This is a genomic window from Paraburkholderia sp. Ac-20342 (assembly GCF_017104985.1).
GTDB lineage: Bacteria > Pseudomonadota > Gammaproteobacteria > Burkholderiales > Burkholderiaceae > Paraburkholderia.
On sequence record NZ_JAAGPQ010000055.1, the window covers coordinates 20,873 to 45,698 of the forward strand.

The window sequence follows — 24,826 nt, forward strand, 5'->3', positions numbered from 1 at the left end:
CGCCGCAACACGCCGCAACCGGCAGGCGCGCGGCCGCCATCGATGCCGCGGCGCGCCAGCCTTTGCCGGTTGGACCGATCCCTCGGCTTTCGTATGCGGACTGAAATGTGCCGAAAGCCAACTCCTCGAAGCCGGCTCGTCGAGCCGGTTTTTTTCGCTCCCCGCCCGCCGCTTTAACCTGCTGGAATATTTCGCCTATCTGCGAAGCGGAACTGCGGCGGTGCGGCATGGTCTGTGCAGAGTACTCTTCATGGAGCGCTGCATAGTCGCTTAACACCGGCTAACATGCAGAGTACAAGAGCCCAACTCTAATTCACGGCGTTGTATCCGACACGGCATCACGGCGAGCGCGGGGCGGTTGCGAGCAGGCTCCACGAGTCGGTACGGCATTCGGAGCAAGACACGATGCACACAGAGCTGAACCATGTCATGCCCTGGCGGATCGAGGACATCGACCTTACCCGCATCGACCGGCAGAAGGCCTCCGCGAACGAAGACCTGCTGTTGCTGCTGTGCGCGGCTTCGTTTATCGAAAGCGGCACCGACCTCTACACCAGCAATCTCAGTACCTTCTTCAACGACGATCCCGAAGTCTCGGCCTGGCTCAACAACGAGTGGGAGCCCGAGGAAATGCAGCATGGCCGCTCGCTGAAGACCTATATCGGCTACGTGTGGCCCGAATTCGACTGGGACACCGCGTTTCGCAACTTCATGGCCGAATACTCGCTGACCTGCTCGGTCGAGGATTTCGAAAAGACCCGCGCGCTCGAAATGGTCGCGCGTTGCGTGGTCGAAACCGGCACGGCGACGCTGTATCGCGCGATCAACGAATGCTCGGACGAGCCGGTGCTCAAGCAGATCACCGACAACATCCGCACCGACGAAGTCCGGCATTACAAGCACTTTTTCAAGTATTTCAAGAAGTACAACAGGATCGAAGGCAATGGTCGTCTCGCGGTGCTCGGTGCGCTGATGCGCCGCGTGATGGAGATCAAGAACGAGGATTCGGAGATCGCGCTGCGGCATGTGTTTGCGATCCGCTATCCTGAGCGCGTGCACGATTCCGCGTATAACCGCGAGCGTGCGGCGCGCATCAACACCCTGGTGCGGCGCAATCTGTCGGCCGACATGTGCGTGAAGATGCTGCTCAAGCCGCTCGATCTGCCGGCACGCATTCAGCCGGGCGTGCATTATCCGCTCGCGAAGATCACGCAGCACGTGTTCTTCCGCTGATCCGGCGGCGCGCCGGTTTTTGCGCTGACGTTGCGTTAATAACCGTGCGCTGACCTCGCGACGAACTCGGCGCGGCGACGAGGCGAGGCTCGCTCACGCGGGCCTCGTTCTTTTCGCGGTATTCGCAGTATTCGCAGCATTCGCGGCATTCGCGGCATGATGGAGCCTTGTCCATTTCAACCTGACCGACCGCATGAGCGATTCTTCCGCATCTACCCCGGCGCCCGCGCGTCCGCTCGAACAGAATGTGTTCGATGAATGGCCCGACGCCGTGCGCGCGTTGTTCGATGGTTCGTCGATCGGCGGCAAGAGCGGCTTTACCGCTTCGCTGCTCACCGTCGATGCGAACGGCCACGTGCGCACGTCCTTGCTGAGCGTCGGCGAACTCTATGCGCCCGATGCGCGCACGCTGTGCATCGCGTTATGGCCGCAGGCGCGAGCGACGCGCGCAATCGCGCAAAGCGGCCGCGCGACGCTCAGCTTTGTCTGCGACGCGGCGTTCTATCAGGTGCAGTTGCGTGTCGCACCGCTGGCGAGCGCGGTCGGCGACGACAGCGGCCTCGTCTATCTGCTCGGTTCGATCGACACAGGGGAAGCGCAGAGCGTGCGTTATGCGCGCCTCACGGGCGGCATCACGTTCGAACTGGAAGGGGGCGGAAGGGAAGTACTCGACCGGTGGGAGAAGCAGGTCGAGCATTTGAAACGGGCCGCTGCCGCGACCCGCCGTTAGTTCAAGCCGTTGGTCCGCGCTGTTAGTCCTCGCCGTTAGTCGCTCACCGAGGCGCTGACGGCTGGCGAAACGACGGCTTCAAAGGCCGCGGAATCCCACGAGCTTCGACAGAGGCTCAACGGCCCAGAGGCTCAGCGGCCGCGCTCACCATTGCGCGGCGGCTGGGCGCCACGCGGTGCATCGTTGCGCGGCTTCGCGCCGCCGCCGAGCAACGCGCCCGGGTTGCTGTTGTGCGAGCGATTGCCTTGCGGTTTGCGCGGCGCGTGATGTGCTGCCACACCGTCATGCGCAGCCGCGCGCGGCCGGTCGTCGTGACGTTGCGCGTCGCGTCGCGGCTGGCCGCCGTTGCCGGCTGGCTTCGCGCCTTGCGGGCGCGGCGACGGCTGACCATTCGACGCGCGCTGTCCCGAGCGTTGCCCCGAACCTTGCCCCGGTTTTGCCGAAGCCGCAGCGGATGCCGAGCGCGCATTGGCGCCTGCAGCCGCATTCGCGTTGCCACCTTCGCGCCGTCCGGCGCCTTGCCCCTGACGCGGTGAGCGGCCGCCACCGCCCTGGCTACGACGCTGAATCGGCTCGGGCTTCGCGTTCGGGTCCGGCTCGAATCCGGCGATCACTTCCTGCGGCACCGGACGCTTGATGAGCTTCTCGATGTCCTTCAGCAACTGCAATTCATCGACGCATACGAGCGACACCGCCTCGCCCGTCGCGCCCGCGCGGCCCGTGCGGCCGATGCGGTGCACGTAATCTTCCGGCACGTTCGGCAGATCGAAGTTGACCACGTGCGGCAGCTGATCGATATCGATGCCGCGTGCGGCGATGTCGGTCGCGACCAGCACCTGCAGCGTGCCGTCCTTGAACTCGGCGAGCGCGCGCGTGCGCGCCGACTGGCTCTTGTTGCCGTGAATCGCGAGCGCGCTGATGCCGTCCTTCGTCAACTGCTCGGCAAGGCGGTTCGCGCCGTGCTTGGTGCGCGTGAACACGAGCACCTGGAACCAGTTGTGCTGACGGATCAGATGCGTGAGCAGGTCGCGCTTGCGGTCGCGATCGACCGGGTGAATCTTCTGCGCGACCGTTTCGGCCGTCGTATTGCGGCGCGCGACTTCGATCAGCGCCGGCGAGTCGAGCAGGCTGTCGGCGAGTGCCTTGATCTCGTCGGAGAAGGTGGCCGAGAACAGCAGGTTCTGGCGCTTCGGCGGCAGCTTCGCGAGCACGCGCTTGATGTCGTGGATGAAGCCCATGTCGAGCATGCGGTCCGCTTCGTCGAGCACGAGAATCTCGAGATGCGACAGGTCGATGGTCTTCTGCTGCATGTGATCGAGCAGACGGCCCGGCGTCGCGACGACGATATCGACGCCGCGCTTCAACGCATCGATCTGCGGATTGATGCCGACGCCGCCGAACATCACGGTCGACTTCAGCTTCAGGTATTTGCCGTACGCGCGCACGCTTTCTTCGACCTGAGCGGCGAGTTCGCGCGTCGGCGTGAGGATCAGCGCGCGGATCACGCGCTTGCCGCCGGCGGCCGGCGGCATCGATTGCAGACGCTGCAGGATCGGCAGCGTGAAGCCGGCGGTCTTGCCGGTGCCGGTTTGCGCGCCGGCGAGCAGATCGCCGCCGTTGAGCACGGCGGGGATCGCCTGGGTCTGGATCGGGGTCGGGCTGGTATAGCCGAGTTCGTTGACAGCGCGGACCAGCGGTTCGGACAAGCCGAGGGAATCAAAAGACATAAAAGCTCTTTGCAATGCAGTTTCGCGAACGGCGCCAATGGGAACCCATGCGGCATGAACCCGCCGGCAAGGCGTGTGCGAGGCCGAAGCCCGGTTCCGTTCACGGAGAAATCGGCGGCACGTTCAAAGATGTGCCGAATGTTTCGACGCGCTATGCAGACACGTCGACTGGCCTTAAGTTGCAATTCGTCGCCGTGGAGTGTCACGCGACATAGCGCGCGACACTGACGAATTGACACAGACTGCCCGCCAGTACGAACAGGTGCCAGATACCATGTCCGTGGCGGATGCGCTCGTCGTTGATGAAGAAATAGATACCGGCGCTATAGATGACGCCGCCGGCCACGAGCCATGCGGTCCCCGCGGCCGGCAACGCCTGCACCAGCGGGCGGACGGCTACGAGCGCGAGCCATCCCATCAACACGTACAACACCATCGACACGCTGCGGGTACGGCGCCCGAGCGTCAGTTCCTGCACGATGCCGAGAGCGGCAAGCCCCCAGCTTACCCCGAATAGCGACCAGCCCCACGGCCCGCGCAACGTGACGAGCGTGAAAGGGGTGTAGCTGCCGGCGATCAGCAGGTAGATCGCCGAATGATCGCATTTCTGCAGAATCGCCTTCAGACGCGGATGGCTTACGCTGTGATAGAGCGTCGAGATCGCATACAGCACGAACAGCATCGCACCGTACACGCTGAAGCTGACCACCTTGTACGCGTCGTCGGCGAGCACGCCCATCGTGACGAGCGCCGCCAGCCCCACCACCGACAGCACGGCGCCGACGAGATGGGTAATGCTGTTGAAACGCTCACCGACAGGCACGACTCTTTTCTCCCATGCGGTTTCACGAGGGCAGACACAACCGCAAATGCGCCCACATGATACCGGTCCTGAAAAACGAAGGGCGCGGCCGCGAATTTCGCAGGCCGCGCCCGGGGTGCGACGAACGCTGCTTAGTCGAGCGGCGCCGAACGCAGATCGGCCACCTGCTGCGGCGACACGGCGGTGCCGTGGTTGCCCCAGGACATACGGATGTACGTCACGACGGCCGCGACTTCCTGATTCGACAGCGCCTGCGCAAACGGTGGCATGCCATACGGATGCGGGTTCGCTTCCGTGCTCGGCGGATAACCGCCGTTCAGCACCATGCGGATCGGGTTGACTGCCGACGGCATCTGGATCGACGGGTTGTTCGCGAGCGGCGGGAACGCCGGCGGCTGGCCGAGACCATTTTCCGCGTGGCACTTCGCGCAGTTGTCAACGTAGATCTTCTGGCCTTGCTTCAACAGTTCGCCACCGAACTTTTCCGAGGTTTCGAGCTGCAGCGGTTCCGGTGCGTCGCTCTTCTGCGGAATCGTCTTCAGGTACGTCGCCATCGCGTTGATATCTTCGGTCGACAGATACTGCAGGCTGTTGTGCACCACTTCGGCCATCGGACCGAACACCGCGCCGCGGTTCGACACACCGGTCTTCAGCAGGCTGGCGATGTCCTGCAGGTCCCAGTCACCGAGGCCGGCTTCCTTGTTCGACGTCAGCGACGGCGCATACCAGTTCTGCAGCGGAATCAGACCGCCCGCGAACGCCGCCGAATTGACCGGGCCGCCCATCGCGTTGATCGAGGTGTGGCACATGCCGCAGTGGCCGAGGCCTTCGACCAGATACGCGCCGCGGTTCCACTCGACCGACTTGGTCGGGTCCGGCTTGAACTCGCCTTCACGGAAGAACAGCGTGCGCCAGCCAATCAGCATGTTGCGCTGGTTGAACGGGAATTTCAGTTCGTGCGGACGGCTCGGCACGTTGACCGGCGCGACCGAGCGCAGGTACGCGTAGATCGCGTCCGCGTCGGCGCGCGTGACCTTCGTGTAGCTCGTGAACGGGAAGCCCGGATAGAGCAGGCTGCCGTCCTTCGAGCGGCCCGTGTGCATCGCGCGATAGAAGTCGTCCTGGGTCCACTTGCCGATGCCGTACTGGTCGTCCGGCGTGATGTTCGGCGTGAACATCGTGCCGAACGGCGTCGCCATCGGCAGGCCGCCGGCGAACGGCTTGCCGCCGCGCACCGTGTGGCAGGCGATACAGTCGCCGGCGCGGGCGAGGTACTCGCCCTTCTTGATCAGTTCGGCCTGGTCGGTGGGCGTGGCCGCCACGGCCGAGCCGTTATGCAGGTTGTCGCCACCCGACCAGAGGACGGGAACGAGTGCGGCAGCCGCAGCCACGACGACTGCCGAGAGGGCGAACAAAGACTTGCGTTTCATTTGAGTGTCTCTCCCGGCGCCTTATTGCGGTTCGCTGCCGCAGGCAAGCGGAGTCTTCAAGGAGCGGGCCGGAGCCGGCACGGGGTTTTGCGGAGCCTTTTGCATCGACAGCCAGGCCGCGACGGCGTTCACGTCGTCGTCGGACAGACGCGTGGCGACCGTGTGCATGCAGTCGGGCGCGATGGCGTGGCGCGAGCCCGAACGCCAGGCGCCGAGCTGCGCGCTGATGTAGTCGGCGTGCAGGCCGACGAGACCCGGGATCGCCGGTTCCATGCCGGTAAGCGCCTTGCCGTGGCAGGCCGCGCAGGCGGGCACCTGCTTCGATGCGTCGCCGTGCAGCACGATCTGCTCGCCGCGCTGGAGCGTCGCCGCCGACACGGTCGGCTTGGCCGGCGGCGGATAGGGCGGACGCTGCTGCGAGAAGAACGTGGCGATCTGGTGGAGATAGTCGTCGGAGAGATACGTGACGAGGTAGTTCATGGGCGGATACTTGCGGCGCCCTTCACGGAAATTCTGTAGCTGGTTGAACAGATAGTTCGCCGGCTTGCCCGCGAGGCGCGGGAAGTAGTCGTTGTCGGTACCTTGACCGTGCGAGCCGTGGCAGGCCGTGCAACCTTGCACGCGCGCTTCCATCGTGTCGGGGGCCTTCGGTTGAGTCTGCGCTTTCGCAGCGCTATAGACACCCGCGGAGCCGATCAGCAGAAGGGCAAGCAACGGGCGGAAGAGGCGTCTTGAAGACACGCGTAACTCCATCAGAATCGGGGACCTGACCGAACTTCGGGCGGCTCGGTGTGAAGGACAGCCGTCGCTGCGGCGACGCAGCATTCTATCATCGAAGGGTGATGGTGACTATTTGACGCACTCAAGGCCTTCGTTGGTGTGACTGCCATGCGACAGTATGTCGCGTGGCGCGGGTCGGCTCGTGCTCCGGCCACATGGCATTTGGCGAAGCCGGTTGAACCGATGCCCGCGCGCGCCATCGAAGCGTACACTTGCGGGTCCGCCGGCCGCGCCGTCCAGGCGACGCGCGCGCTCGCGCCCGCCATTCCACCCAATCACCGTTTGTTCCCCTCAGCTATCGGTCTTACATGAAGCTATTCGATTTTTCCGTTCCGGCGCTGCGTGCGTTGATGTCCGGCGCGCTCGCGCTGGCGGTGTCGTCCACGGCGTTCGCGCACGCCCATCTGGTCTCGAGCGTGCCGGCGGCGAACGCCGAGGTCGCCGCGCCCGGCGACGTCACGATCCATTTCACCGAGCCGCTCGAGCCGGCCTTCAGCAGGATCACGCTCGCCGATGCGAGCGGCAAGCCCGCCGCCACAACGGCTTCCGCGGTCGACGGACAGGATGCGCGGGTCATGCGTCTGGCGCTCCCGCCGCTGGGCGCGGGCCGCTACGCGGTGCACTGGATCGCGGTGGCGACGGACGGCCATCGTACCCAAGGCGACTTCGCGTTCAACGTCAAATGAGCTTCGACGGACTGTGGATCGGGCAGGTCGCAATGGCCGCGCTCATGAATGTGTCGTTTGCGTTCGCCGTCGGTTCGGCGCTGCTGGCGGCGTGGCTCGCACGCGACGCGCGGCAGGGCACGTCCCCGGCGCGCCCCGGCTGGCTGCGCGCGCAGCGTTCGATGCGCGCGGCCGCCATCGTGCTGGTGCTCGCCGACCTCGGCTGGCTGCTGTACCAGACGGCGTCGATGAGCGGCGTCGCGCTGCCCGCGGCGTTCGGTGTGGTGCCGACCGTGCTCGCGCAGACGCACGTCGGCCGTGGCTGGAGCGTCGCGTTCTGCGGCGCGCTGGTGCTGCTCGGCACCGCGCTGAGCCACGGCACGGGCCCGCTGCGCAATACGCTGCTGTGGCTCGCGGTGCTGGCGGTCGCGGCGGGCAAGGCGTCGCTCGGTCATGCGGCCGATGCCGGCGTGCTGTCGGCGGCGATCGGCATGCAGACGCTGCACGTGCTGGCGACGAGCGTCTGGGGCGGCCTCGCGATGGCCTCGGGACTTGCGGTGCTGCCGGCGCTCGGCGCGTCGACCGCGCGCGGCATGCTGATCCGCACGGCGGCGCAGGTGTCGAACGTGTCGATCGTCGCGGTGGCGCTCGTGCTGCTGTCGGGCGTTTTCAACGCGGTGCGCGGTTCGGGCGGCTCGCTCGACGCGATCCTGTCGAGCACGTGGGGCCATGTGCTGACGCTCAAGCTCGTGCTGGTCGCGCTCGCGCTCGTGTTGGGCGGGCTGAACCGGCTGTCGGCGCTGCCGCGCCTGCGCCGCACCGCGTCGACGATGGACGCGCACACGTTCGTCAACGTGCTGTATCTCGAAGCGCTCGTGATGATCGGCGTGTTCGTCGTGGCGGCGGCGCTGTCGCATAGCGTGCCGGCGTTTGCGGCGCTCGACTGAGCGTGGGTCAGATGGATGCCGTTCTGCCGATGCTCGGGCAGATCGGCATTGCTTTCGGGACAAGCTCGCCGGCGAGGGCCGACTCCGCGACGGTCTTCGGCCTCGCCTGCGCGTTCGGGTTCCTCTGTGCCGGGCCGCTTGCGGAGCGTGTCGGACAACGCACGTCGATCGTGGCCGGCACATGCTCAGGCTGGAAATAGCCAGGCCTTACGCGGAATAGCGGAAGAATTCGACGAAGGCGCGCAATGCCGGGCGCATCTGTCGCCGGGAAGGGTAATAAATATAAAAGCCATCGAAAGGCGGACACCATTCTTCCATGACGGAGATCAGCCGCCCTTCGCGTACGTCGGCCGCGACGGCTTCCTCAAACAGAAACGCCAGTCCCACTCCGTCGAGGGCGGCCTGCCTCATCAATTCCTGCTGCGGCAGGATCACGCTGCCCTTGACCTCGACACTGACCGCATGCCCGTCATGCTCCAGTTCCCAACGGTATAGGCGTCCGCTTTCGAACCGGCGGCGGATGCAGTTGTGTGCGCTCAGATCGCGTGGATGCCGGGGCCTGGGATGTCGCTCGAAGTAGGCGGGGGCAGCGACAATCATGCCGCGCCGTGGCCCGTCCGCGCGTACCGCGATCATGTCGGCCGCGAGGCTCTCCCCGAGCCTGATCCCCGCGTCGCAACCCTTTTCGACGATGTCTTCAAAAATATCCGAAACGCGAATGTCGAGTTCGATCGCGGGATAGCGCGCCGTAAACGCCGGCAGGCGTCGCATGATGACTTCCTGGACCGCGAGAAACGGCATCGTGATCCGCAATGGGCCGGCGGGCGCAACGGCCCCTTCCGTGACCTCGGTGAATCCCGTTTCGATTTCGGCAAGGGGGCCGGCGACCCGGGCAAGGAGACGTTCCCCTTCCTCGGTCGGGCGTGTCGAGCGCGTGGTGCGCGCCAGCAACCTCAGGCCGAGCGTGTCCTCCAGCGTGGAGACCGCGTGGCTGACCGCTGAAGGCGCGATGCCGAGCTGATCCGCCGCTGCCCGAAAACTGCCAGTCCTGGCAACGGTCACGAAAACGACGAGTTGGGAAAGCTGTGTTCGATCCATTGTTCGAAATTTTAGATCAACACAAACTGCTTTACACGGGTTATCAGCATCATTCGCTCCAACTACCATGCTTCCATTCCGCGTTAATTCACAAAGGAGTGCGCTATGGAACATCGCAAGTTAGGAAAAATCGAAGTTTCGCCCATCGGTTTGGGCTGCATGGGGCTGAGCCAGTCTTATGGCGCGCAGGACGAAGCCAGTTCGATCCGGACGCTGCAGCGCGCCGTCGAGCTGGGCGTGACCTTCTTCGACACCGCCGAGGTTTATGGACCCCATCGCAACGAGATTCTGCTGGGCAAGGCGCTCAGGCCTTACCGTGAGCGCGTGGTCATCGCGACGAAATTCGGCTTCGTCTACAACCGGGAGCGCAGCGATTTCGGCGAAATCACCGGAACGGACGGACGTCCCGAAAACGCCCGCGCGGTCGCGGAAGCCTCGCTGAAGCGCCTCGATACCGATGTCATCGACCTTTATTATCTGCATCGCGTCGATCCGGCCGTGCCGGTCGAGGAGAGTGTCGGCGCCATGGCCGAGCTGGTGGCCGAAGGCAAGGTGCGCGCCATCGGTCTTTCCGAGGTCTCCGCCGAGACGCTGCGGCGGGCGCATGCCATTCACCCGATCACGGCTTTGCAGAGCGAATACTCGCTCTGGACTCGCGATGTCGAAACAAACGGCGTGCTCGACACCTGCCGCGAACTGGGCATTGCCTTCGTGCCGTTCAGCCCGCTGGGCCGCGGCTTCCTGACCGGAAAAATGCCGGCCACCACCACGCTGGAATCGGGTGACTTCCGCCACAGCTTGCCGCGCTTCCAGCCCGGCCATATCGAGGCCAATCGCCAGTTGGTGACGGTGATCGAGGACATCGCCGCGGCGAAAGGCGCAAGCGCTGCGCAAGTCGCCCTCGCCTGGGTACTGGCTCAAGGGCGCGACATCGTGCCGATTCCCGGCGCAAAGCGCATCGCGAATCTGGAACAGAATGTCGATGCCGCGAGCCTTGCGTTGACCGAAGCGGAATGCGCACGGCTCGAAGCGACGTTCTCTCCCGAGAACATCTCGGGCAGCCGATATCCGGCTTCTTTCGAAGCAATGGGGCCGAAGTAGGTTTCCGCCCTGCCTGGAAGGACTCCACCCGATAGCCGTCCAGGGCAGCGGGCCGGAGTCGCCGGGAAATTAAAAAAAGCAAAAAAAAGCGCCGCACGGCAGTAGGGCGCGTGCGGCGCAATACACACGATCGGCTGGCATCGACCAGCCGATCCGCTCCTGCTCTCTTCAGGCCACGAGCGCTTCGTCGTGCACTGCGTCGTGCGCCCGCTCCAGGGTCTCCTCCGGAAACATCTCCTGCTGAAGCTCGCCCGCGTCGCTGAACCACTGGCAGATCAGCCAGTTGCCCGGCGCGAACACGACCGGGCCGCTCCAGGTTGCCGTCATCGGACGGCCGCCGGACTTCAGTTTCAGCACGTCGCCCGGGCTGTACACCGGTTTGGCGTTTCTCTTGATGAGCCGCATCGCGAGCCTCGCTTACTCGAAGCCGAGCCGATGGGCGAGGATCGGCGCGCAGAACAGCGCGATCGCACAGCCCGCGGCCTTGCCTTCGAGTTCGGCGCCGGCCGCGCGCGAGCCGACCATCTGCGTGAGCAGATCGAATATCTGCGGCAGGCAGTACAGCACCGCCGCGCCGATAAAGCACTTCGCGACCACCGCGATGCTCCAGCCGCGCTCGTACGCGAACATCGCGCCGATGACCCGCAGCACGCCGAACGCGACCAGCGCGCCGACCGCCGCCTGTTCGCGGATCAGATAGTCAGGAAGGAATTCGCCCACGTTGTTCCCCGTAGCATGTGTCGTTTGCATGCATTTGAGCAAGGAGCGGGCCATGCGTATGTCCGATACCGAACCAATGACGCGCAAGCCTTGCCGGGTAAGGCTTTGCGGGGAGAGGGCGAAATCCGGGAGCGGTCGTGAAACGCCGGTTCGAGGCGTGGCGGTCCGGGATGTTACGTTACTGCGACGGCCCGCGCGTCACGTGGCCGTAACACGCGGGCGGGGCGTCGGCGAAGCGTTCAGCGGATGCGCTCGATCTTGCCGACGAGGAACAGATACGACAGCGCGCCGACCACGCCGACCGCGCTCATGAACATCAGCGCGGGCTTGAAGTCGCTGTTTTTGACGATGAAGCCGATCACCACCGGCACGCAGATCGACGACAGATTGCCCATCAGGTTGAACATGCCGCCGGTCAGGCCGAGCAGCTCCTTCTTCGCCATCGACGACACCAGCACCCACGTGATCGACGAAAAGCCGCTGCCGAAGAACGCGATCGCCATGAAGAGGATCACCATCGCGGGCGTGTCGACGTAGTTCGCGCCGACGATTGCCGTCGACAGCAGGAGGCCCGTGACGATCGGCACCTTGCGCGCGATCGTGGCCGACACGCCGCGCCGCATCATCCAGTCCGACAGCAGGCCCGAGGCGAGAATGCCGACGAACGCCGCGAGAAACGGCACGGCCGCCATGAAGCCGGCCTTCAGGAAGTCCATGTGCCGGTACTTGACGAGGTAGGTGGGAAACCAGGTGAGGAAGAACCACAGCGTCGAGGTCACCGCGATCTGGCCGATGTACACGCCCCACAGCTTGCGGTTGCCGAGCACGGCGCGCCAGTCGGCGGCGGTATAGCGGGCGCGGGCGCGCGGCGCGCTGCCGAGTTCGACGAGGCCGCCGCCTGCGCGGATGACGTCGAGTTCGGCCGCGTTGATGCCGCTGGCCTCGGACGGCTCGCGATACAGCGCGTACCAGACCAGCGCCCAGCCGATGCCGAGCGCGCCCGTCAGAAAGAACACGCCCTGCCAGCCGAAGTGCTGCTGCGTGAGCACGAGCACCGGCGTCAGGAACGCGAGCCCGACGTACTGGCCGGACGTGTAGCTCGCGATGGCGCGGGCCCGTTCGTTATCGGGAAACCATGTGGTGACGACGCGATTGAGCGTCGGATAGGCGGGCGCTTCGAGCGCGCCCAGCAATACGCGCAGCGACAGCAGCACCGCGAACGCGCTGGCGAAGCCCTGCAGCAGCGTCGCGAGCGACCATAGTCCGATGATCAGCGCGAGCAGCAGGCGAGGCCGCGTGCGGTCCACGAGGATGCCGCCGGGAATCTGCAGCAGCGCATACGACCAGCCGAAGGCCGAGAACACGAGGCCCATCTGGGCGGGATCGAGTTGCAGGTCCTAGCCGATCGCGGTCGCGGCGATCGACAGATTGCTGCGGTCGAGATAGGTGATGACGACGGTGACGAACAGCATCGCGAGCAGGCGATGGCGCTTGCCGGTCGCTTGCATTTGGGTGTGGGTTGTCTCCACGAGGGTCAGCCTCTTGATGATTTTGTTATCGGCGGCGGGCGGGGGCGACGAACCGGCAGGGCGCGGTCGCGTCTATCGGACGGCGCGCAACAGCCGCCGCCGGGCCGCATGGGATGCGTAGCCTGGCGCTGACCCCAGGTGCACCCCAAGGCACACCGATGCCGGCACGCTGCCCGCCGGCGGCGTGCCGCTTCATCCGCTCAGGGGCGCGGAATCACCATTCGGCGACGCTGCCGTCCGCGTGACGCCACACCGGATTGCGCCAGCGATGACCGACCTTCGCCATCTCGCGCACCTTCTCCTCGTTGACCTCGATGCCGAGTCCCGGGCCCTGCGGAATCGACACGAAACCGTCTTCGTACCTGAAGACCTCCGGGTTTTTGATGTAGTCGAGCAGGTCGTTGCCCTGGTTGTAGTGAATGCCGAGGCTCTGTTCCTGGATGAACGCGTTGTAGCTGACCGCGTCGATCTGCAGGCAGGTGGCGAGCGCGATCGGGCCGAGCGGGCAATGCAGCGCGAGCGCGACGTCGTAGGCCTCGGCCATCGCGGCGATCTTGCGGCATTCGGTGATGCCGCCCGCGTGCGACGCGTCCGGCTGGATGATGTCGACGTAGCCGCCCGAGAGGATGTGCTTGAAGTCCCAGCGCGAATACAGACGCTCGCCGAGCGCGATCGGCGTGTTGGTCTGATTGACGATGTCGCGCAGCGCCTCGGCGTTCTCCGAGAGCACCGGCTCCTCGATGAAGAGCAGCTTGTACGGATCGAGCTCCTTCGCGAGCACCTTCGCCATCGGCTTATGGACGCGGCCGTGGAAGTCCACGCCGATGCCGACGTTCGGTCCGACCGCCTCGCGCACCGCCGCGACGTTGTTGATCACGCCTTGCACCTTGTCGAAGGTGTCGATGATCTGCAGCTCTTCCGAGCCGTTCATCTTGACGGCCTTGAAGCCGCGCTCGACCACCGCGCGCGCGTTGTTGGCGACGTCGCTCGGGCGGTCGCCGCCGATCCACGAGTACACCTTGATGCGCTCGCGCACCTGGCCGCCGAGCAGCGCATGCACCGGCACGCCATGATGCTTGCCCTTGATGTCCCACAACGCCTGGTCGACGCCCGCGATCGCGCTCATCGTGATCGGGCCGCCGCGATAGAAGCCCGCGCGGTACATCACCTGCCAGTGGTCCTCGATCAGCAGCGGGTCCTTGCCGATCAGATAGTCGGACAGTTCCTCGACCGCCGCGGCCACCGTATGCGCGCGGCCCTCGACCACCGGCTCGCCCCAGCCGACGATGCCCTCGTCGGTCTCGATCTTCAGGAAGCACCAGCGCGGCGGGACGATGAAGGTTTCGAGTTTGGTGATTTTCATGGTGCGTGTCTCCTCGCGGCCGGCGCTGGCGGAAAAAAATTCGGAAACCCGATGCTACAACAAAGCGCTTTAAAGTACTATTAATAGTATTATTTGTCACATAGTGGTCAGACTGGAACCATGGCCGTCGCCGCGTGGCGGCACGAGACCAGCGACCGATCAGCGACTCACCAGCGACAGACCGACCCGCGCGAGGAGAAAACCATTCAGCACGACCTGCACGGGCGAGTCGCCCAACTGCTCGCGACCGCGATTCTGCGCGGCGATTACGCGCCCGATTCGATCCTGCCGCGCGAGGCCGAGTTGATGGAGCGCTTCGGCGTGAGCCGCACGGTGCTGCGCGAGGCGCTGCGCACGCTGACGTCGAAAGGGCTGATCGAATCGCGGCCGCGCGTCGGCACGCGGGTGCGGCCGAAGTCGGCGTGGAATCTGCTCGATGCCGATCTGCTCGACTGGTACTCGCGCGTCGCCGAGCCGATGGCATTCGCGCTCAAGCTACAGGAAATGCGCGAGATGATCGAACCGTATGCGGCGAGCCTCGCGGCCGCCTCGCATACGGACGACACGCTGCCCGCGCTCGAGGCCGCGCATGCAGCGATGGTGGCGGCGCGCAACGTCGACGCATGGGTGCGCGCGGACCTGCAGTTTCATCTATGCGTGCTAAGCGCATGCAGCAACGAATTGCTGATTCCGCTCGGCGCGCTGATCGAGCGCACGCTCGAGGCGCAGCTGCGGCTCAATGCGAAACGCGCTGACGTGTTCAATGCGTCGCTCGCCGAGCATACAGCGGTGTTCGAGGCGATCCGCGCACGCAATGCGCAATGCGCGCGCGCGGCGATGGCGTCGTTGCTCGGCGTGACGCGCGGGCGGATCGAAGGGTGAGGCGGGTGAGTTGGGTGAGCCGGGTGAGTGGTCAATCCATCGCCGCATGCGCCACCGATGCATCGGGCGCCTTGTGCGACGGCCGGATCAGCAGCAAGAGCGGAATCACCAGCAGCGTTGCCATGAACATCAGCTTGAAGTCGTTCAGATACGCGACCATCGACGCCTGCTGCGTGATCGACGCGTTGAGCGCCGCGATGTCGTAGTTCGAGCCGCTGCCGAGCATCGGCTGGATCGCCGGATTGAACGCGGTGATGTTCGCCGCGAGGTCCGCGTGCGAGATCTGCGTGTTGCGCGTCATCAGCGTCTGCACGATCGAGATGCCGATACTGCTGCCGATGTTGCGCATCAGGCTGTAGGTCGCGGTGCCGTCGGCGCGCAGTTCCGGCGAGAGCGTCGAGAACGTCAGCGCGGAGAGCGGCACGAACACGAGGCCGAGCCCGAAGCCCTGGATTACGCCGGGCCACACGATGTCCGATGCCGACAGCACGATCGTGTACTGCATCATCTGCCAGAGCGCGAACGCCGAGATCAGGAAGCCCGAGAGCAGCAGAAGCCGCGCATCGACGCGCTTGAGCAGGCGCCCCGCGATCAGCATCGCGACCATCGTGCCGGCGCCGCTCGGCGCCGTGACGAGGCCCGTGGTCGCGACCGGATAGCCCATCAGGTTTTGCAGCATCGGCGGCAGCAGCGCGCGCGTCGCATACATGACCGCGCCGATCACGAAGATGAAGAACGTGCCGGTCGCGAAGTTCGGGTCCTTCAGCAACTGGTACTTGAAGAACGAATGCTTGCCGACCGTCGCCGTGTGCACGAGAAAGAACGCGAAGCTGATTGCCGCGACGAGCGCCTCGATCACGATCTCGGTCGACGAAAACCAGTCGAGCTGTTCGCCGCGATCGAGCATGGCCTGCAAGGCGCCGATCGCGAGACCGAGCGTGATGAAGCCGAACGCGTCGAACTTCACGTCGTGCTTCGGCTCGCGCGTCGGCAGGAAGGTCGCGACGCCGAACAGTGCGAACGCGCCGATCGGCACGTTGATGAAGAACACCCAGCGCCAGTTGTAGCTGTCGGTGAGCCAGCCGCCGAGCGTCGGACCGAGAATCGGCCCGACCATCACGCCCATGCCCCACACGGCCATCGCCTGGCCTTGCTTTTCGCGCGGGTTGATGTCGAGCAGGATCGATTGCGAGAGCGGCACGAGCGAGGCGCCGAAAACGCCTTGCAGCAGACGCGACAGCACGATTTGCGGCAGCGTTTCCGACAGCCCGCATAGCGCCGAACTGACGGTGAAGCCGGCGATCGCGATCAGCAGCAGGCGCTTCACGCTGAGCCGGTCCGAGAGCCAGCCGGTCAGCGGCGTGGCGATCGCGGCGGCGACGATGTAGGACGTCAGCACCCACGTGATCTCGTCCTGCGACGCGGACAGCGTGCCTTGCATATGCGGCAGCGCCACGTTGGCGATCGTGCTGTCGAGCGTCTGGATCAGCGTCGCGAGCATGATCGAGATCGTGATCATCGGCCGGTTGAGCGGCGCGGTGGCGCTCGCCGGCGTGGAAGCTGAGGACATGAAAGAGGGGGCAGGTCAATATAATAAGCATGCTTATTATATCGGCGGAACGGGTTTGCGCTATCGGGAGTTGTGCTGAGCCTGGCGCGCTCGCGTGCGTGCCGGCGTGCGGCAAACCGGGGGGCTTCCGTATAATCCGCGCATGAAAACCCAACTCGAAGAGCGCTTCGGCTTTCTGATTTCCGACGTCGGCCGCCTCGCGGGCAAGCGTTTCGACGACCTCGCGAAATCGTCGGTCGATCTCACGCGCGCGCAGTGTCGTGTGCTGGCCTATCTCGGCCACTACGGCGACATCAACCAGGCGCGGCTCGCGGACCTGCTCGAAGTCGCGCCGATCTCGGCCGGCCGTCTGCTCGACCGGATGGAAGAGGGCGGCTGGATCGAGCGGAGCGCGAATCCGCAGGATCGCCGCGAGCGCCAGGTGCGCATGACGCCGAAAGCCGAGGGCACGCTCGGCAAGGCGCGCAAGGTCGGCGACGAGGTCGCGCTCGAAGCGCTCAACGGTTTCAGCGATGCCGAGGCGGCGCAACTGATTGCGCTGTTGCAGCGGGTGCGCGGCAATCTGAGCCGGATCGTCGATCGCTGAGCTCACCCCGCCATTGCATCGCCGGCGTTATTTCGACTCGGAAGCCGGTGCGGCGCCGCCCGGCGGCACCAGTTCGTAACAGGCCGGCGCCTCGGCCTGCCTGGTTTTTGCATCGGACTGCTGCGGGTCGATGCATTTGAACGCGCTCTGATCGCGCTGCACGAAGATCGTGTCGGCCGGGCCGCCGTTGCCGCGCGTGTCGTTGACGACCGCGGCGATCCTGTAGCCGTCCTGCAGCAGCGTCGCGAGCGTCATGGGGCTCGCGCGCCACTGGCTGTCGGCCGGCGTCTGCGCCCGGGCAGCGAGCGTTGCGCCGGCGCAGACGAGCGCGAGGGAAGCCGCGGTAGCGGCGAGCGCGGCGGTGCGAAACGTCATCAGGGAACCTCCTCGAAGTTGCGATTCTGCAAGGAAGCCTGCAAGCTCCTGGAACCCGGACGCGCGGTGCTTTGGCATCGCCGGGGAAAACTTGTCAGGCTTGCGCGAGCTGCCATTCTCTCAAGAGTGGGCGTGCGCAACAAACCCGGGGGCGTTTCAGCGGCTCGTCACCGGCCCGTTCATCGCTCGCTCTTCGCGACGCCTCTGCCTTTGCGTTCTCCCTCGATCAGGCGCTGACGCCGTCCTTTCTCACCAGCCAGGCTCGCCATCCGCCGAACCCGGAGATGTCGGTGCCCGACTGCACGCCATAGGGCTCGCACAGAAAGCCGCTCACCCACGATCCGTCGACGAGTTCGACCTTGCCCAGAACGAGGGGCGACGCAATGGTCGCGATGAACGAGCCGAACTCCGCGGCAGGCATCTCCCACACCTCGACCGCGATGCTTGCGCCGCCCTCCGTGACACGCCACATGCCCGGGCGGCGCGTGCCGTCCGCCGACGCGGGCAGCGCCGCCAGCCGGTAGTGCCCGGCGGTATCGGTGGCTTGCACGAGCCGTGCGCCCCGGGCCAGCAGATCGCGATTGAGCGGCAAGCCTTGCATATGCGCACCGCAGACCGCGATCCGCATCCGGTCGTGCGTCGCCGTGCGCCGTTCGCCGGGCTCGCGCGGCGCGATCGTTCGGCCTCCGATGCATGGCGTGCCGCTCCTTCGCTGCAACAGATCGGCCACGCTCAACAGATACTGATCGGTGAATGGGCGGCCAAAAACGGTCACGCCCCACGGCAGACTGTTCTTCATGAAACCGGTCGGCGTCGCGACGGCGGCGTAGTCGAGCAGATTCATGAAGTTCGTGTAGTAGCCGAGCAGCGAGTTCGGGCCGATCGGGTCGCGCGCCAGTTCGTCGAGCGTCACGGGCCGTGGATACGTCGGCGTCAGCACGAAGTCGAGCGACTCGAGCGAGGCATCGCAGACCGCCTTCAATGCCTGCAGCCGGTATTGCGCACGAAATAGCTCGACCGCGCTGGCCCTCGGCGCTTTCGCCAGCACGTCGCGAATCACCGGCAGCACGGCGTCGGGCGTCGTCGTCATCAGCTCGCCCGCGACGCTGTAGCGCTCGGCGACCCACGGACCTTGATAGAGCAGATTGGCGGCTTCGACGAACGGCGCGAAGTCGATTTCGACGGCCTCGCCGCCCGCCGCTTCGAGCAACGCGCGCGCCGTCGCGAACAGTTCGGGGCTTTCAGTGCAGTCCGCGAATTCGAGTTGCGCCGGCACGCCGAAGCGGAACGCCGCGGGCGTGCCGAACGCGCGTGCCGTGTTCCATTGCGGATTGCTGCGGCTGTACGCGTCGTGGGCATCGGTGTGCGAGGTCAGTGCCAGCAGCTCGCTCGCTTCCCCGGCCGTGGCGGTGAAGAACGTGACGCAATCGAGCGTGCGGCACGCGGGCACCACACCCGCGGTGGACAGGATGCCTCTCGTCGGTTTGAGTCCGACGAGATTGTTCAGCGCGGCGGGCACGCGGCCCGAACCGGCCGTGTCGGTGCCGATCGCGAAACTGGCGACGCCGAGCGCGACCGCCAGCGCCGAGCCCGCGCTCGAACCGCCCGACGGATAGTCGGGATGCACGCTATTGCGACACGTGCCGTACGGCGAGCGCGTACCGTTGAGGCCGGTCGCGAACTGATCGAGATTGGTCTTGCCGAGCGGTATCGCGCCCAGCTCGATCAAGCGGGCGACCACGCTCGCCGATTCCGCCGGCGTGTACGCGAAGGCCGGGCACGCGGCTGTCGTCGGAACGGCGGCGAGGTCGATGTTGTCCTTGATCGCGAACGGAATGCCGTAGAGCGGCAGGCTCGCGGCGTCCTGAGCGTCGAGCCGTTCGAGATAGGGCGCGACTTCCTCGTCGGTCAGAAGATGGATGAAAAGACGGAACTCGGGATTCAGCGCCGCGGCCTTGCCGAGCAGTTCCGCGACGAGCTGGCGCGGCGTGAGCGTGCCCGCGCGGTAGGCGGCGCGAAGTGCCGGGATGCGCAGATCGAACGAGGAGCGTGACGGGAGTGGTGGCATGGTTTTCTGTCCTGGAATCTAGTGACGTTCGACGACGGCCACGCGTTGCCCCGCGCGCACGGGCGAGCCCGGCGCCACGTAGATTTCGCCGACGGTTCCGGCGCACGGCGCGCACACCGAGATTTCCATCTTCATCGACTCGATGACGAGCAGCACGTCGCCCGCATCGACCGCATCGCCGGGTTTCACCTTGACTTGCCAGAGGCTGCCGGCAATCTCGCTGTCCACCGCGATTTCGCCGTCCTTGAGCGGCGCCAGTTGAGCGTCTTCGGCGGGCGGCGTTTCGAGCGTGTCTTCGCTGGCGCCCGCTGCGCGCCAGCGCTCGCGCTCGGCCTGGAAGGCCGCCTGTTGCCGCGCGCGGAACTGCGCGATGCTGGCGGATTCGTCGGCGAGAAACGCCTGGTAGTCCGGCAGGGAAAGTTCGGACTCCTCGATCCGCAGCGGATAACGTCCGAGCGGAAAATCCGCGCGGATGCGCAGCAGTTCGTCGGCCGGGACTTCGTAGAAGCGGATCTGGTCGAAGAAGCGCAGCAGGTAATGCTGGCCGGCGAAGTCCGCGTCGTTGCGATAGCGGTTCCACATCTGCAACGTGCGGCCGACGAATTGATAGCCGCCCGGCCCTTCCATGCCATACACGCACAGATACGCGCCGCCGATGCCGACCGAATTCTCCGCGGTCCACGTGCGCGCTGGGTTGTATTTCGTCGTCACGAGCCGGTGGCGCGGATCGAGCGGCGTCGCGACCGGCGCGCCGAGGTACACGTCGCCGAGTCCCATCACGAGATAGCTCGCCTCGAAGACGATCCGCCGGACCGCGTCGATCGAGTCGAGATCGTTGATGCGGCGAATGAATTCGAGGTTGCTCGGACACCACGGCGCGTCCTTGCGCACCGTGGTCATGTATTTTTCGATCGCGAGCCGGCACGCGGGGTCGTCCCACGAGAGCGGCAGGTGCACGATGCGCGACGGCACGCGCAGGTCCTTGTGCAACAGCACGTCGCCCCATGCCTGCGCGACGATCTGCAGCAGCCGGGCGAGCGGCAATTGTTCCGGACGGTAGTGAATCTGCAGCGAACGGATGCCCGGCGTGAGGTCGATGACGCCGGCGAGCGCCTTGGCTTCGAGGGACTGCATCAGCGCATGTCCGCGGAAGCGCGCCACGAGGTCGAGTTCCGCCGGGCCGATTTCGAGCAGCAGATGCGTGTCACCGGAAACGCGCGCGACGAGCCGTTCGCGATCCGCGCCGGTATCGAGAACGATGGGCGAGGTCAGCGCTGCTTTTCTCCCGCCCGGCGCACCTCGCTGAATGTCGAGCGTCTCCAGTTCGCGCAGCCGCTCGCGCGCCGCGTCACGCGCCGCCTCGACTTCGACGGGCACGAAGCGAATCCTGTCGCCGGCCTTGAGCTGGCCGATCTGCCACAGGTCCGCCTCGATGATCGTCACCGGGCAGACGAAGCCGCCGAGGCTCGGGCCGTCGGGGCCGAGAATCACGGGCATGTCGCCGGTGAAGTCGACGGCGCCGATCGCGTACGGATTGTCGTGAATGTTCGACGGATGCAGTCCGGCCTCGCCGCCGTCTTCGCGCGCCCACTCGGGTTTCGGTCCGATCAGGCGCACGCCGGTGCGGCTGGAGTTGAAGTGAATCTCCCACTCGGTCTCGAGCAACTGCTCGATATACCGGGCGCTGAAGTATTCGGGCGCGCCATGCGGACCGTAAATCACGCGCAGCGTGCGCACGCTGTCGAGCGTCGGCACGTCGGCGAGCGCGGCGCCGGCCCGCGCGTCGTCGAGCGGATAGAGGTGCAGCACGTCGCCCGCGCGGATCGCGCGCCCGCCATGTCCGCCGAACTGGCCGAGCGTGAACGTGCTGCGGCTGCCGAGGTAGAGCGCGACATCGAAGCCGCCGCGCACGCATAGATAAGCGCGCGCGCCCGCGCCGCGGATCGTGCCGAGCGCGAGCGTCGCGCCGGCCCGCACGTGGAGGCTCGTGTTGAGCGGCTGCGCGACGTCGTCGACCAGCACCGGAATCGGCGCGCCCGTGATGGCGATCACGGCGTCGGTGTTAAAGCGCAGGGTCGGCCCGCTCATGGTGATTTCGAGCGCGGCGGCATCGGCCGCGTTGCCGAGCAGGCGATTGCCGAGCCGCATCGCTCGGTCGTCCATCGGTCCCGAAGGCGGGATGCCGACGGCCCAGTATCCCTGGCGGCCAGGATAGTCCTGCACGGTCGTCTGCGTGCCGCCGCTGACGACTTCGACCGTGCTCGCCTGGTATCTGAGTCCTTCGAGACAGCGGGTCCACGGCTCGCCGGACGCAAACGGCCTCGCGCACAGAATCTGGCGCAGATAGTCGCGATTCGTCTCGACACCGTAGAGGCGCGTGTCGCGCAGCGCGCCGTCGAGCGCGTGGCGCGCCTCGTCGCGCGTCGGCGCCCAGGCGATCACCTTCGCGAGCATCGGGTCGAAATACGGCGGCACGTCGCAACCAGCTTCGATCCACGTGTCGATGCGCAGCGCGCGGCCGTCCGCGTGCGGAAACGCGACGTCGGTCAGCAGGCCCGGACTCGGCTTGAAATCGCGGCCCGGATCTTCCGCGTAGAGCCGGGCCTGGATCGCATGCCCGCGCGGCGTCAGGCCCGCCGCGAGTTGCCGTAGCGGCGCGAGCGTGCCGGCCGCGAGTTCGATCATCCAGCGCACGAGATCGACGCCCCAGACCTGCTCCGTCACGCCGTGCTCGACCTGCAGGCGCGTGTTGACTTCGAGGAAATAGAACTGTTCGGCGGCGCTGTCGTAGACGAACTCGACCGTGCCGGCGGAACGATAGCCGACCGCTTTCGCGAGCTTGACCGCGGCCTCGCACAAGGCAGCCGGAATGCCGTCGGGCAGGCAGGGCGCGGGGGTCTCTTCGAGCACCTTCTGGTTGCGCCGCTGCACCGAGCAATCGCGCACGCCGAGCGCAAGCGCGTCGCCCTGGCCGTCGCCGAATACCTGCACTTCGAGATGCCGCGCCCGCTCGATGTACTTCTCCAGAAACACGCCGGCATCGCTGAAGTTGTTTTCGCCGAGGCGCTTGACCGCCTCGAAATGGGCGCCGAGTTCAGCGGCGCTCCAGCACACGCGCATGCCGATGCCGCCGCCGCCCGCGGTGCTTTTCAGCATCACCGGATAGCCGATGGTTTGCGCGGCGGCGAGCGCCGTCGGCAGGTCGGCGAGGAGCCCGGTGCCTTCGAGCATCGGCACGCCTTGCGTGGCTGCGATTTCGCGAGCCGTATGCTTGAGGCCGAAGGCGCGCAGCTGCGCGGGCGTCGGTCCGATGAAGGCGATGCCGGCCGCTTCGCAGGCTTCGCCGAACGCCGCGTTTTCCGACAGAAACCCGTAGCCGGGATGGATCGCCTGCACGCCTTCGCGACGCGCGATCCCGAGGATTTTTCCCACGTCGAGATAGGTCGTCGCGGCGGGGCCTTCGCCCAGCGCGTGCGCGATGGGCGCTTCGCTGACGTGGCGGCTCGCCCGGTCGGCTTCCGCATAGAGGGCGACGCCGGTGACGTCGAGTTCGCGCAACGTCCTGAGAATGCGGCACGCGATAGCGCCGCGATTGGCGATCAGAATCTTCTCGAACATGGCAGGTGTCTTGATTCGGAGGCGGGCCGTCCCGCCGTGGGAATAGCCGGCCGTGGTCGTCCACGGCCGAAGTCGCGTCAGCGATCTGTCCGGGCCGGTTCGGCGCGCGTGAGGGGGCGCGTGTGAGTGAAATAGCGCCCCGAGCGAACCAGCATGATGAGAAAAAGCCACTCGCGGATGCGTTTCAGTTCCATATCAGCAGCTCCGCGGGCGTCGGGTTGTAGGCGTTGCACGGATTGTTCAGCTGTGGGCAGTTGGAGATCAGCACGATGACGTCCATCTCCGCGCGCAACTCGACGTACTTGCCCGGCGCGGAAATGCCGTCTTCGAACGTGAGCCCGCCCGTGGCCGTCACCGGCACGTTCATGAAGAAGTTGACGTTCGCGCCGAGGTCCCGCTTCGCGAGCCGCCCGTCGTGAGCGCAAGCGCGCAGGAAGTTGTCGCGGCAGCTGTGCATGTAGCGCTTCTCCAGCGCGTAGCGCACCGTGTTGCTCTCCTGCGCGCAGGCGCCGCCGAGCGTGTCATGACGGCCGCACGTGTCGGCGACGATCGTCAGCATCGGATTGCCGAGGTTCGAATACAGCACCGAGCCCGCCGTCAGATAGAGGCGCTTTTGCCGGCGCAACGTGCGTTGCGGGTCGAAGCGCTCGCGCGGATCGGCGAGGCGGTAGAACAGCGTGTCGACCGCCTGGTTGCCTTCGAGATCGACGATGCGCAGCGTTTGCCTCGCCTTCAGCTCGTGCAGCCACGGCTCGCCCGCCGCGAGTGTCGCGCGGTAGGCCGCGTGGTCGGGATGTTTGTCGCTGACGGTCAGCGCGCCGTTCGTAAGCGTATGAGTCATGTGCCGGGTCTCCGCTCAAAGAAAGAAGCGTTCGGTGTTGATAAAGCCGCGTACGTTTTCCTCGCAGGCGCTGCGGCAGATTTCGGCGACCTCGGGGGACGCGTCGCGCAATGCGAGCTTCACGGGCCTGGGCGCGTACTCGCGGTTCGGGTCGAGCGGATGCTGGATCGCGGTGAGCACGACGAGCGTATGCATCGGCGCGTACAGCTCGACGTAGTCGCCGGCCTTCGAGTTGCCGGGCACGAATTCGAGTGCGCCGTCGTCAGCGACATCGACGCGGCTGAAGAGGTTGAGCGTCATCAGCAGGTCCTCGATGCCGAGGCCCCACTTGCCCATTTCGACGAGCAGGTTGTCGGTGCCGTTGCGATAGAACGCGTTGCGCAGTTCCTCGTAGCGGCCCGCGCCGTATCGTTCGAGAACCTCGGCGGCGTTCGATACGCCGCCGATGCTGTCGTGCCAGCCGCAGGTATCCGCGACGATCGCCGCGAGCACGCGGCCCATGTCGGAGTAGAGACAGTGCCCGGCCGTGAGCTTCGCCGTGTGCTGGCACTTCAGCGAATCGGGCAGATTGAGCCGTTCGCTCTTTTCCGTCGCGTTGACCATCATCACGCTGACGTTTGCGCCGCCGCGCAGATCGGTCACGCGCAGCGACTGCCCGCGCTTCACGACGAGCGACGTGTGAGCGCCGCCGGGGACGGTTTCTTCGAGCAGCAATGTCGTACCTGGATTCATAACGGAGT

21 protein-coding genes and 1 pseudogene are annotated in these 24,826 nt (G+C 65.9%); 7 read left to right on the forward strand and 15 right to left on the reverse strand.

The window, feature by feature from the left end; all coding sequences use genetic code 11:
* Window positions 1-405: 405 nt before the first annotated feature.
* The gene (locus G3N58_RS21640) at window positions 406-1,233 is read left to right on the forward strand and encodes a ferritin-like domain-containing protein (protein ID WP_167040634.1); all 828 of its coding nucleotides are present in this window, start codon (window positions 406-408) and stop codon (window positions 1,231-1,233) included.
* 193 nt (window positions 1,234-1,426) lie between these two features.
* Window positions 1,427-1,963, forward strand: coding sequence for a hypothetical protein (locus G3N58_RS21645; protein WP_167040637.1), 537 nt, complete (start codon window positions 1,427-1,429; stop codon window positions 1,961-1,963).
* 131 nt (window positions 1,964-2,094) lie between these two features.
* Here the strand turns inward: G3N58_RS21645 and G3N58_RS21650 are convergent, their stop codons facing one another.
* The 4 genes from G3N58_RS21650 to G3N58_RS21665 all read right to left on the reverse strand — a co-directional run bounded on the left by G3N58_RS21650 (window position 2,095) and on the right by G3N58_RS21665 (window position 6,696).
* Window positions 2,095-3,690 (reverse strand): DEAD/DEAH box helicase, encoded by a 1,596-nt coding sequence (locus G3N58_RS21650; protein WP_206000174.1) that lies wholly within the window; start codon window positions 3,688-3,690, stop codon window positions 2,095-2,097.
* A 202-nt stretch (window positions 3,691-3,892) separates the two neighbouring features.
* The gene (locus tag G3N58_RS21655) at window positions 3,893-4,513 is read right to left on the reverse strand and encodes a hemolysin III family protein (RefSeq protein ID WP_167040643.1); all 621 of its coding nucleotides are present in this window, start codon (window positions 4,511-4,513) and stop codon (window positions 3,893-3,895) included.
* A 131-nt stretch (window positions 4,514-4,644) separates the two neighbouring features.
* Window positions 4,645-5,943 carry a cytochrome c gene (locus G3N58_RS21660; RefSeq protein WP_167040646.1) on the reverse strand — a complete coding sequence of 433 codons (1,299 nt, stop codon included), beginning with the start codon at window positions 5,941-5,943 and terminating at the stop codon, window positions 4,645-4,647.
* 21 nt (window positions 5,944-5,964) lie between these two features.
* Entirely contained in the window at window positions 5,965-6,696 is a 732-nt protein-coding gene (locus G3N58_RS21665) for a c-type cytochrome (protein WP_205990443.1), read from the reverse strand.
* Between the two features lie 335 nt (window positions 6,697-7,031).
* Here G3N58_RS21665 and copC point away from each other — a divergent pair, with 335 nt between their 5' ends.
* Together copC and G3N58_RS21675 are read left to right on the forward strand one after the other, a co-directional pair.
* Entirely contained in the window at window positions 7,032-7,409 is a 378-nt protein-coding gene (copC, locus tag G3N58_RS21670; RefSeq protein WP_167040652.1) for a copper homeostasis periplasmic binding protein CopC, read from the forward strand.
* Window positions 7,406-8,335 (forward strand): CopD family protein, encoded by a 930-nt coding sequence (locus G3N58_RS21675; RefSeq protein ID WP_167284955.1) that lies wholly within the window; start codon window positions 7,406-7,408, stop codon window positions 8,333-8,335. Before copC ends, G3N58_RS21675 begins: the two co-directional genes overlap by 4 nt.
* Before the next feature lie 207 nt (window positions 8,336-8,542).
* Here G3N58_RS21675 and G3N58_RS21680 read toward each other — a convergent pair whose 3' ends face one another.
* Window positions 8,543-9,433, reverse strand: coding sequence for a LysR family transcriptional regulator (locus tag G3N58_RS21680; RefSeq protein ID WP_167284957.1), 891 nt, complete (start codon window positions 9,431-9,433; stop codon window positions 8,543-8,545).
* A gap of 105 nt (window positions 9,434-9,538) precedes the next feature.
* Here G3N58_RS21680 and G3N58_RS21685 point away from each other — a divergent pair, with 105 nt between their 5' ends.
* Window positions 9,539-10,534: an aldo/keto reductase gene (locus G3N58_RS21685; protein ID WP_167284958.1), complete on the forward strand. Its 996-nt coding sequence runs from the start codon at window positions 9,539-9,541 to the stop codon at window positions 10,532-10,534.
* A 168-nt stretch (window positions 10,535-10,702) separates the two neighbouring features.
* Here G3N58_RS21685 and G3N58_RS21690 read toward each other — a convergent pair whose 3' ends face one another.
* From G3N58_RS21690 to dgoD, 4 genes and pseudogenes are all read right to left on the reverse strand, one after another.
* Window positions 10,703-10,939 (reverse strand): YodC family protein, encoded by a 237-nt coding sequence (locus tag G3N58_RS21690; RefSeq protein ID WP_167040664.1) that lies wholly within the window; start codon window positions 10,937-10,939, stop codon window positions 10,703-10,705.
* A 12-nt stretch (window positions 10,940-10,951) separates the two neighbouring features.
* Complete coding sequence (locus G3N58_RS21695; protein ID WP_167041233.1) at window positions 10,952-11,254, reverse strand: hypothetical protein; 303 nt, start codon at window positions 11,252-11,254, stop codon at window positions 10,952-10,954.
* Window positions 11,255-11,493: 239 nt separating this feature from the next.
* Window positions 11,494-12,762 (reverse strand): annotated as a pseudogene (locus G3N58_RS21700) (MFS transporter).
* A 235-nt stretch (window positions 12,763-12,997) separates the two neighbouring features.
* Entirely contained in the window at window positions 12,998-14,146 is a 1,149-nt protein-coding gene (gene dgoD / locus G3N58_RS21705) for a galactonate dehydratase (protein ID WP_167284963.1), read from the reverse strand.
* Window positions 14,147-14,266: 120 nt separating this feature from the next.
* Between dgoD and G3N58_RS21710 the strand changes: the two genes are divergently transcribed.
* The gene (locus G3N58_RS21710) at window positions 14,267-15,028 is read left to right on the forward strand and encodes a FadR/GntR family transcriptional regulator (protein WP_240158886.1); all 762 of its coding nucleotides are present in this window, start codon (window positions 14,267-14,269) and stop codon (window positions 15,026-15,028) included.
* A gap of 31 nt (window positions 15,029-15,059) precedes the next feature.
* Here G3N58_RS21710 and G3N58_RS21715 read toward each other — a convergent pair whose 3' ends face one another.
* A complete protein-coding gene (locus tag G3N58_RS21715) occupies window positions 15,060-16,598 on the reverse strand; it encodes a DHA2 family efflux MFS transporter permease subunit (RefSeq protein WP_167040673.1) in 1,539 nt (512 codons plus the stop codon).
* A 142-nt stretch (window positions 16,599-16,740) separates the two neighbouring features.
* Here G3N58_RS21715 and G3N58_RS21720 point away from each other — a divergent pair, with 142 nt between their 5' ends.
* A complete protein-coding gene (locus G3N58_RS21720; RefSeq protein WP_167040676.1) occupies window positions 16,741-17,184 on the forward strand; it encodes a MarR family transcriptional regulator in 444 nt (147 codons plus the stop codon).
* A gap of 27 nt (window positions 17,185-17,211) precedes the next feature.
* On the opposite strand, the gene G3N58_RS21725 is transcribed toward G3N58_RS21720, so the two are convergent.
* The 5 genes from G3N58_RS21725 to G3N58_RS21745 all read right to left on the reverse strand — a co-directional run bounded on the left by G3N58_RS21725 (window position 17,212) and on the right by G3N58_RS21745 (window position 24,818).
* On the reverse strand, window positions 17,212-17,559 hold the full coding sequence (locus G3N58_RS21725) for a hypothetical protein (protein WP_206000175.1): 348 nt from the start codon (window positions 17,557-17,559) through the stop codon (window positions 17,212-17,214).
* 226 nt (window positions 17,560-17,785) lie between these two features.
* The gene (gene atzF / locus G3N58_RS21730; RefSeq protein WP_206000176.1) at window positions 17,786-19,627 is read right to left on the reverse strand and encodes an allophanate hydrolase; all 1,842 of its coding nucleotides are present in this window, start codon (window positions 19,625-19,627) and stop codon (window positions 17,786-17,788) included.
* Between the two features lie 18 nt (window positions 19,628-19,645).
* Window positions 19,646-23,245 carry an urea carboxylase gene (gene uca, locus G3N58_RS21735; RefSeq protein WP_206000177.1) on the reverse strand — a complete coding sequence of 1,200 codons (3,600 nt, stop codon included), beginning with the start codon at window positions 23,243-23,245 and terminating at the stop codon, window positions 19,646-19,648.
* A 184-nt stretch (window positions 23,246-23,429) separates the two neighbouring features.
* Entirely contained in the window at window positions 23,430-24,086 is a 657-nt protein-coding gene (locus G3N58_RS21740; protein ID WP_206000178.1) for an urea amidolyase associated protein UAAP2, read from the reverse strand.
* 15 nt (window positions 24,087-24,101) lie between these two features.
* Window positions 24,102-24,818: an urea amidolyase associated protein UAAP1 gene (locus G3N58_RS21745; protein ID WP_167040691.1), complete on the reverse strand. Its 717-nt coding sequence runs from the start codon at window positions 24,816-24,818 to the stop codon at window positions 24,102-24,104.
* Window positions 24,819-24,826 lie beyond the last annotated feature (8 nt).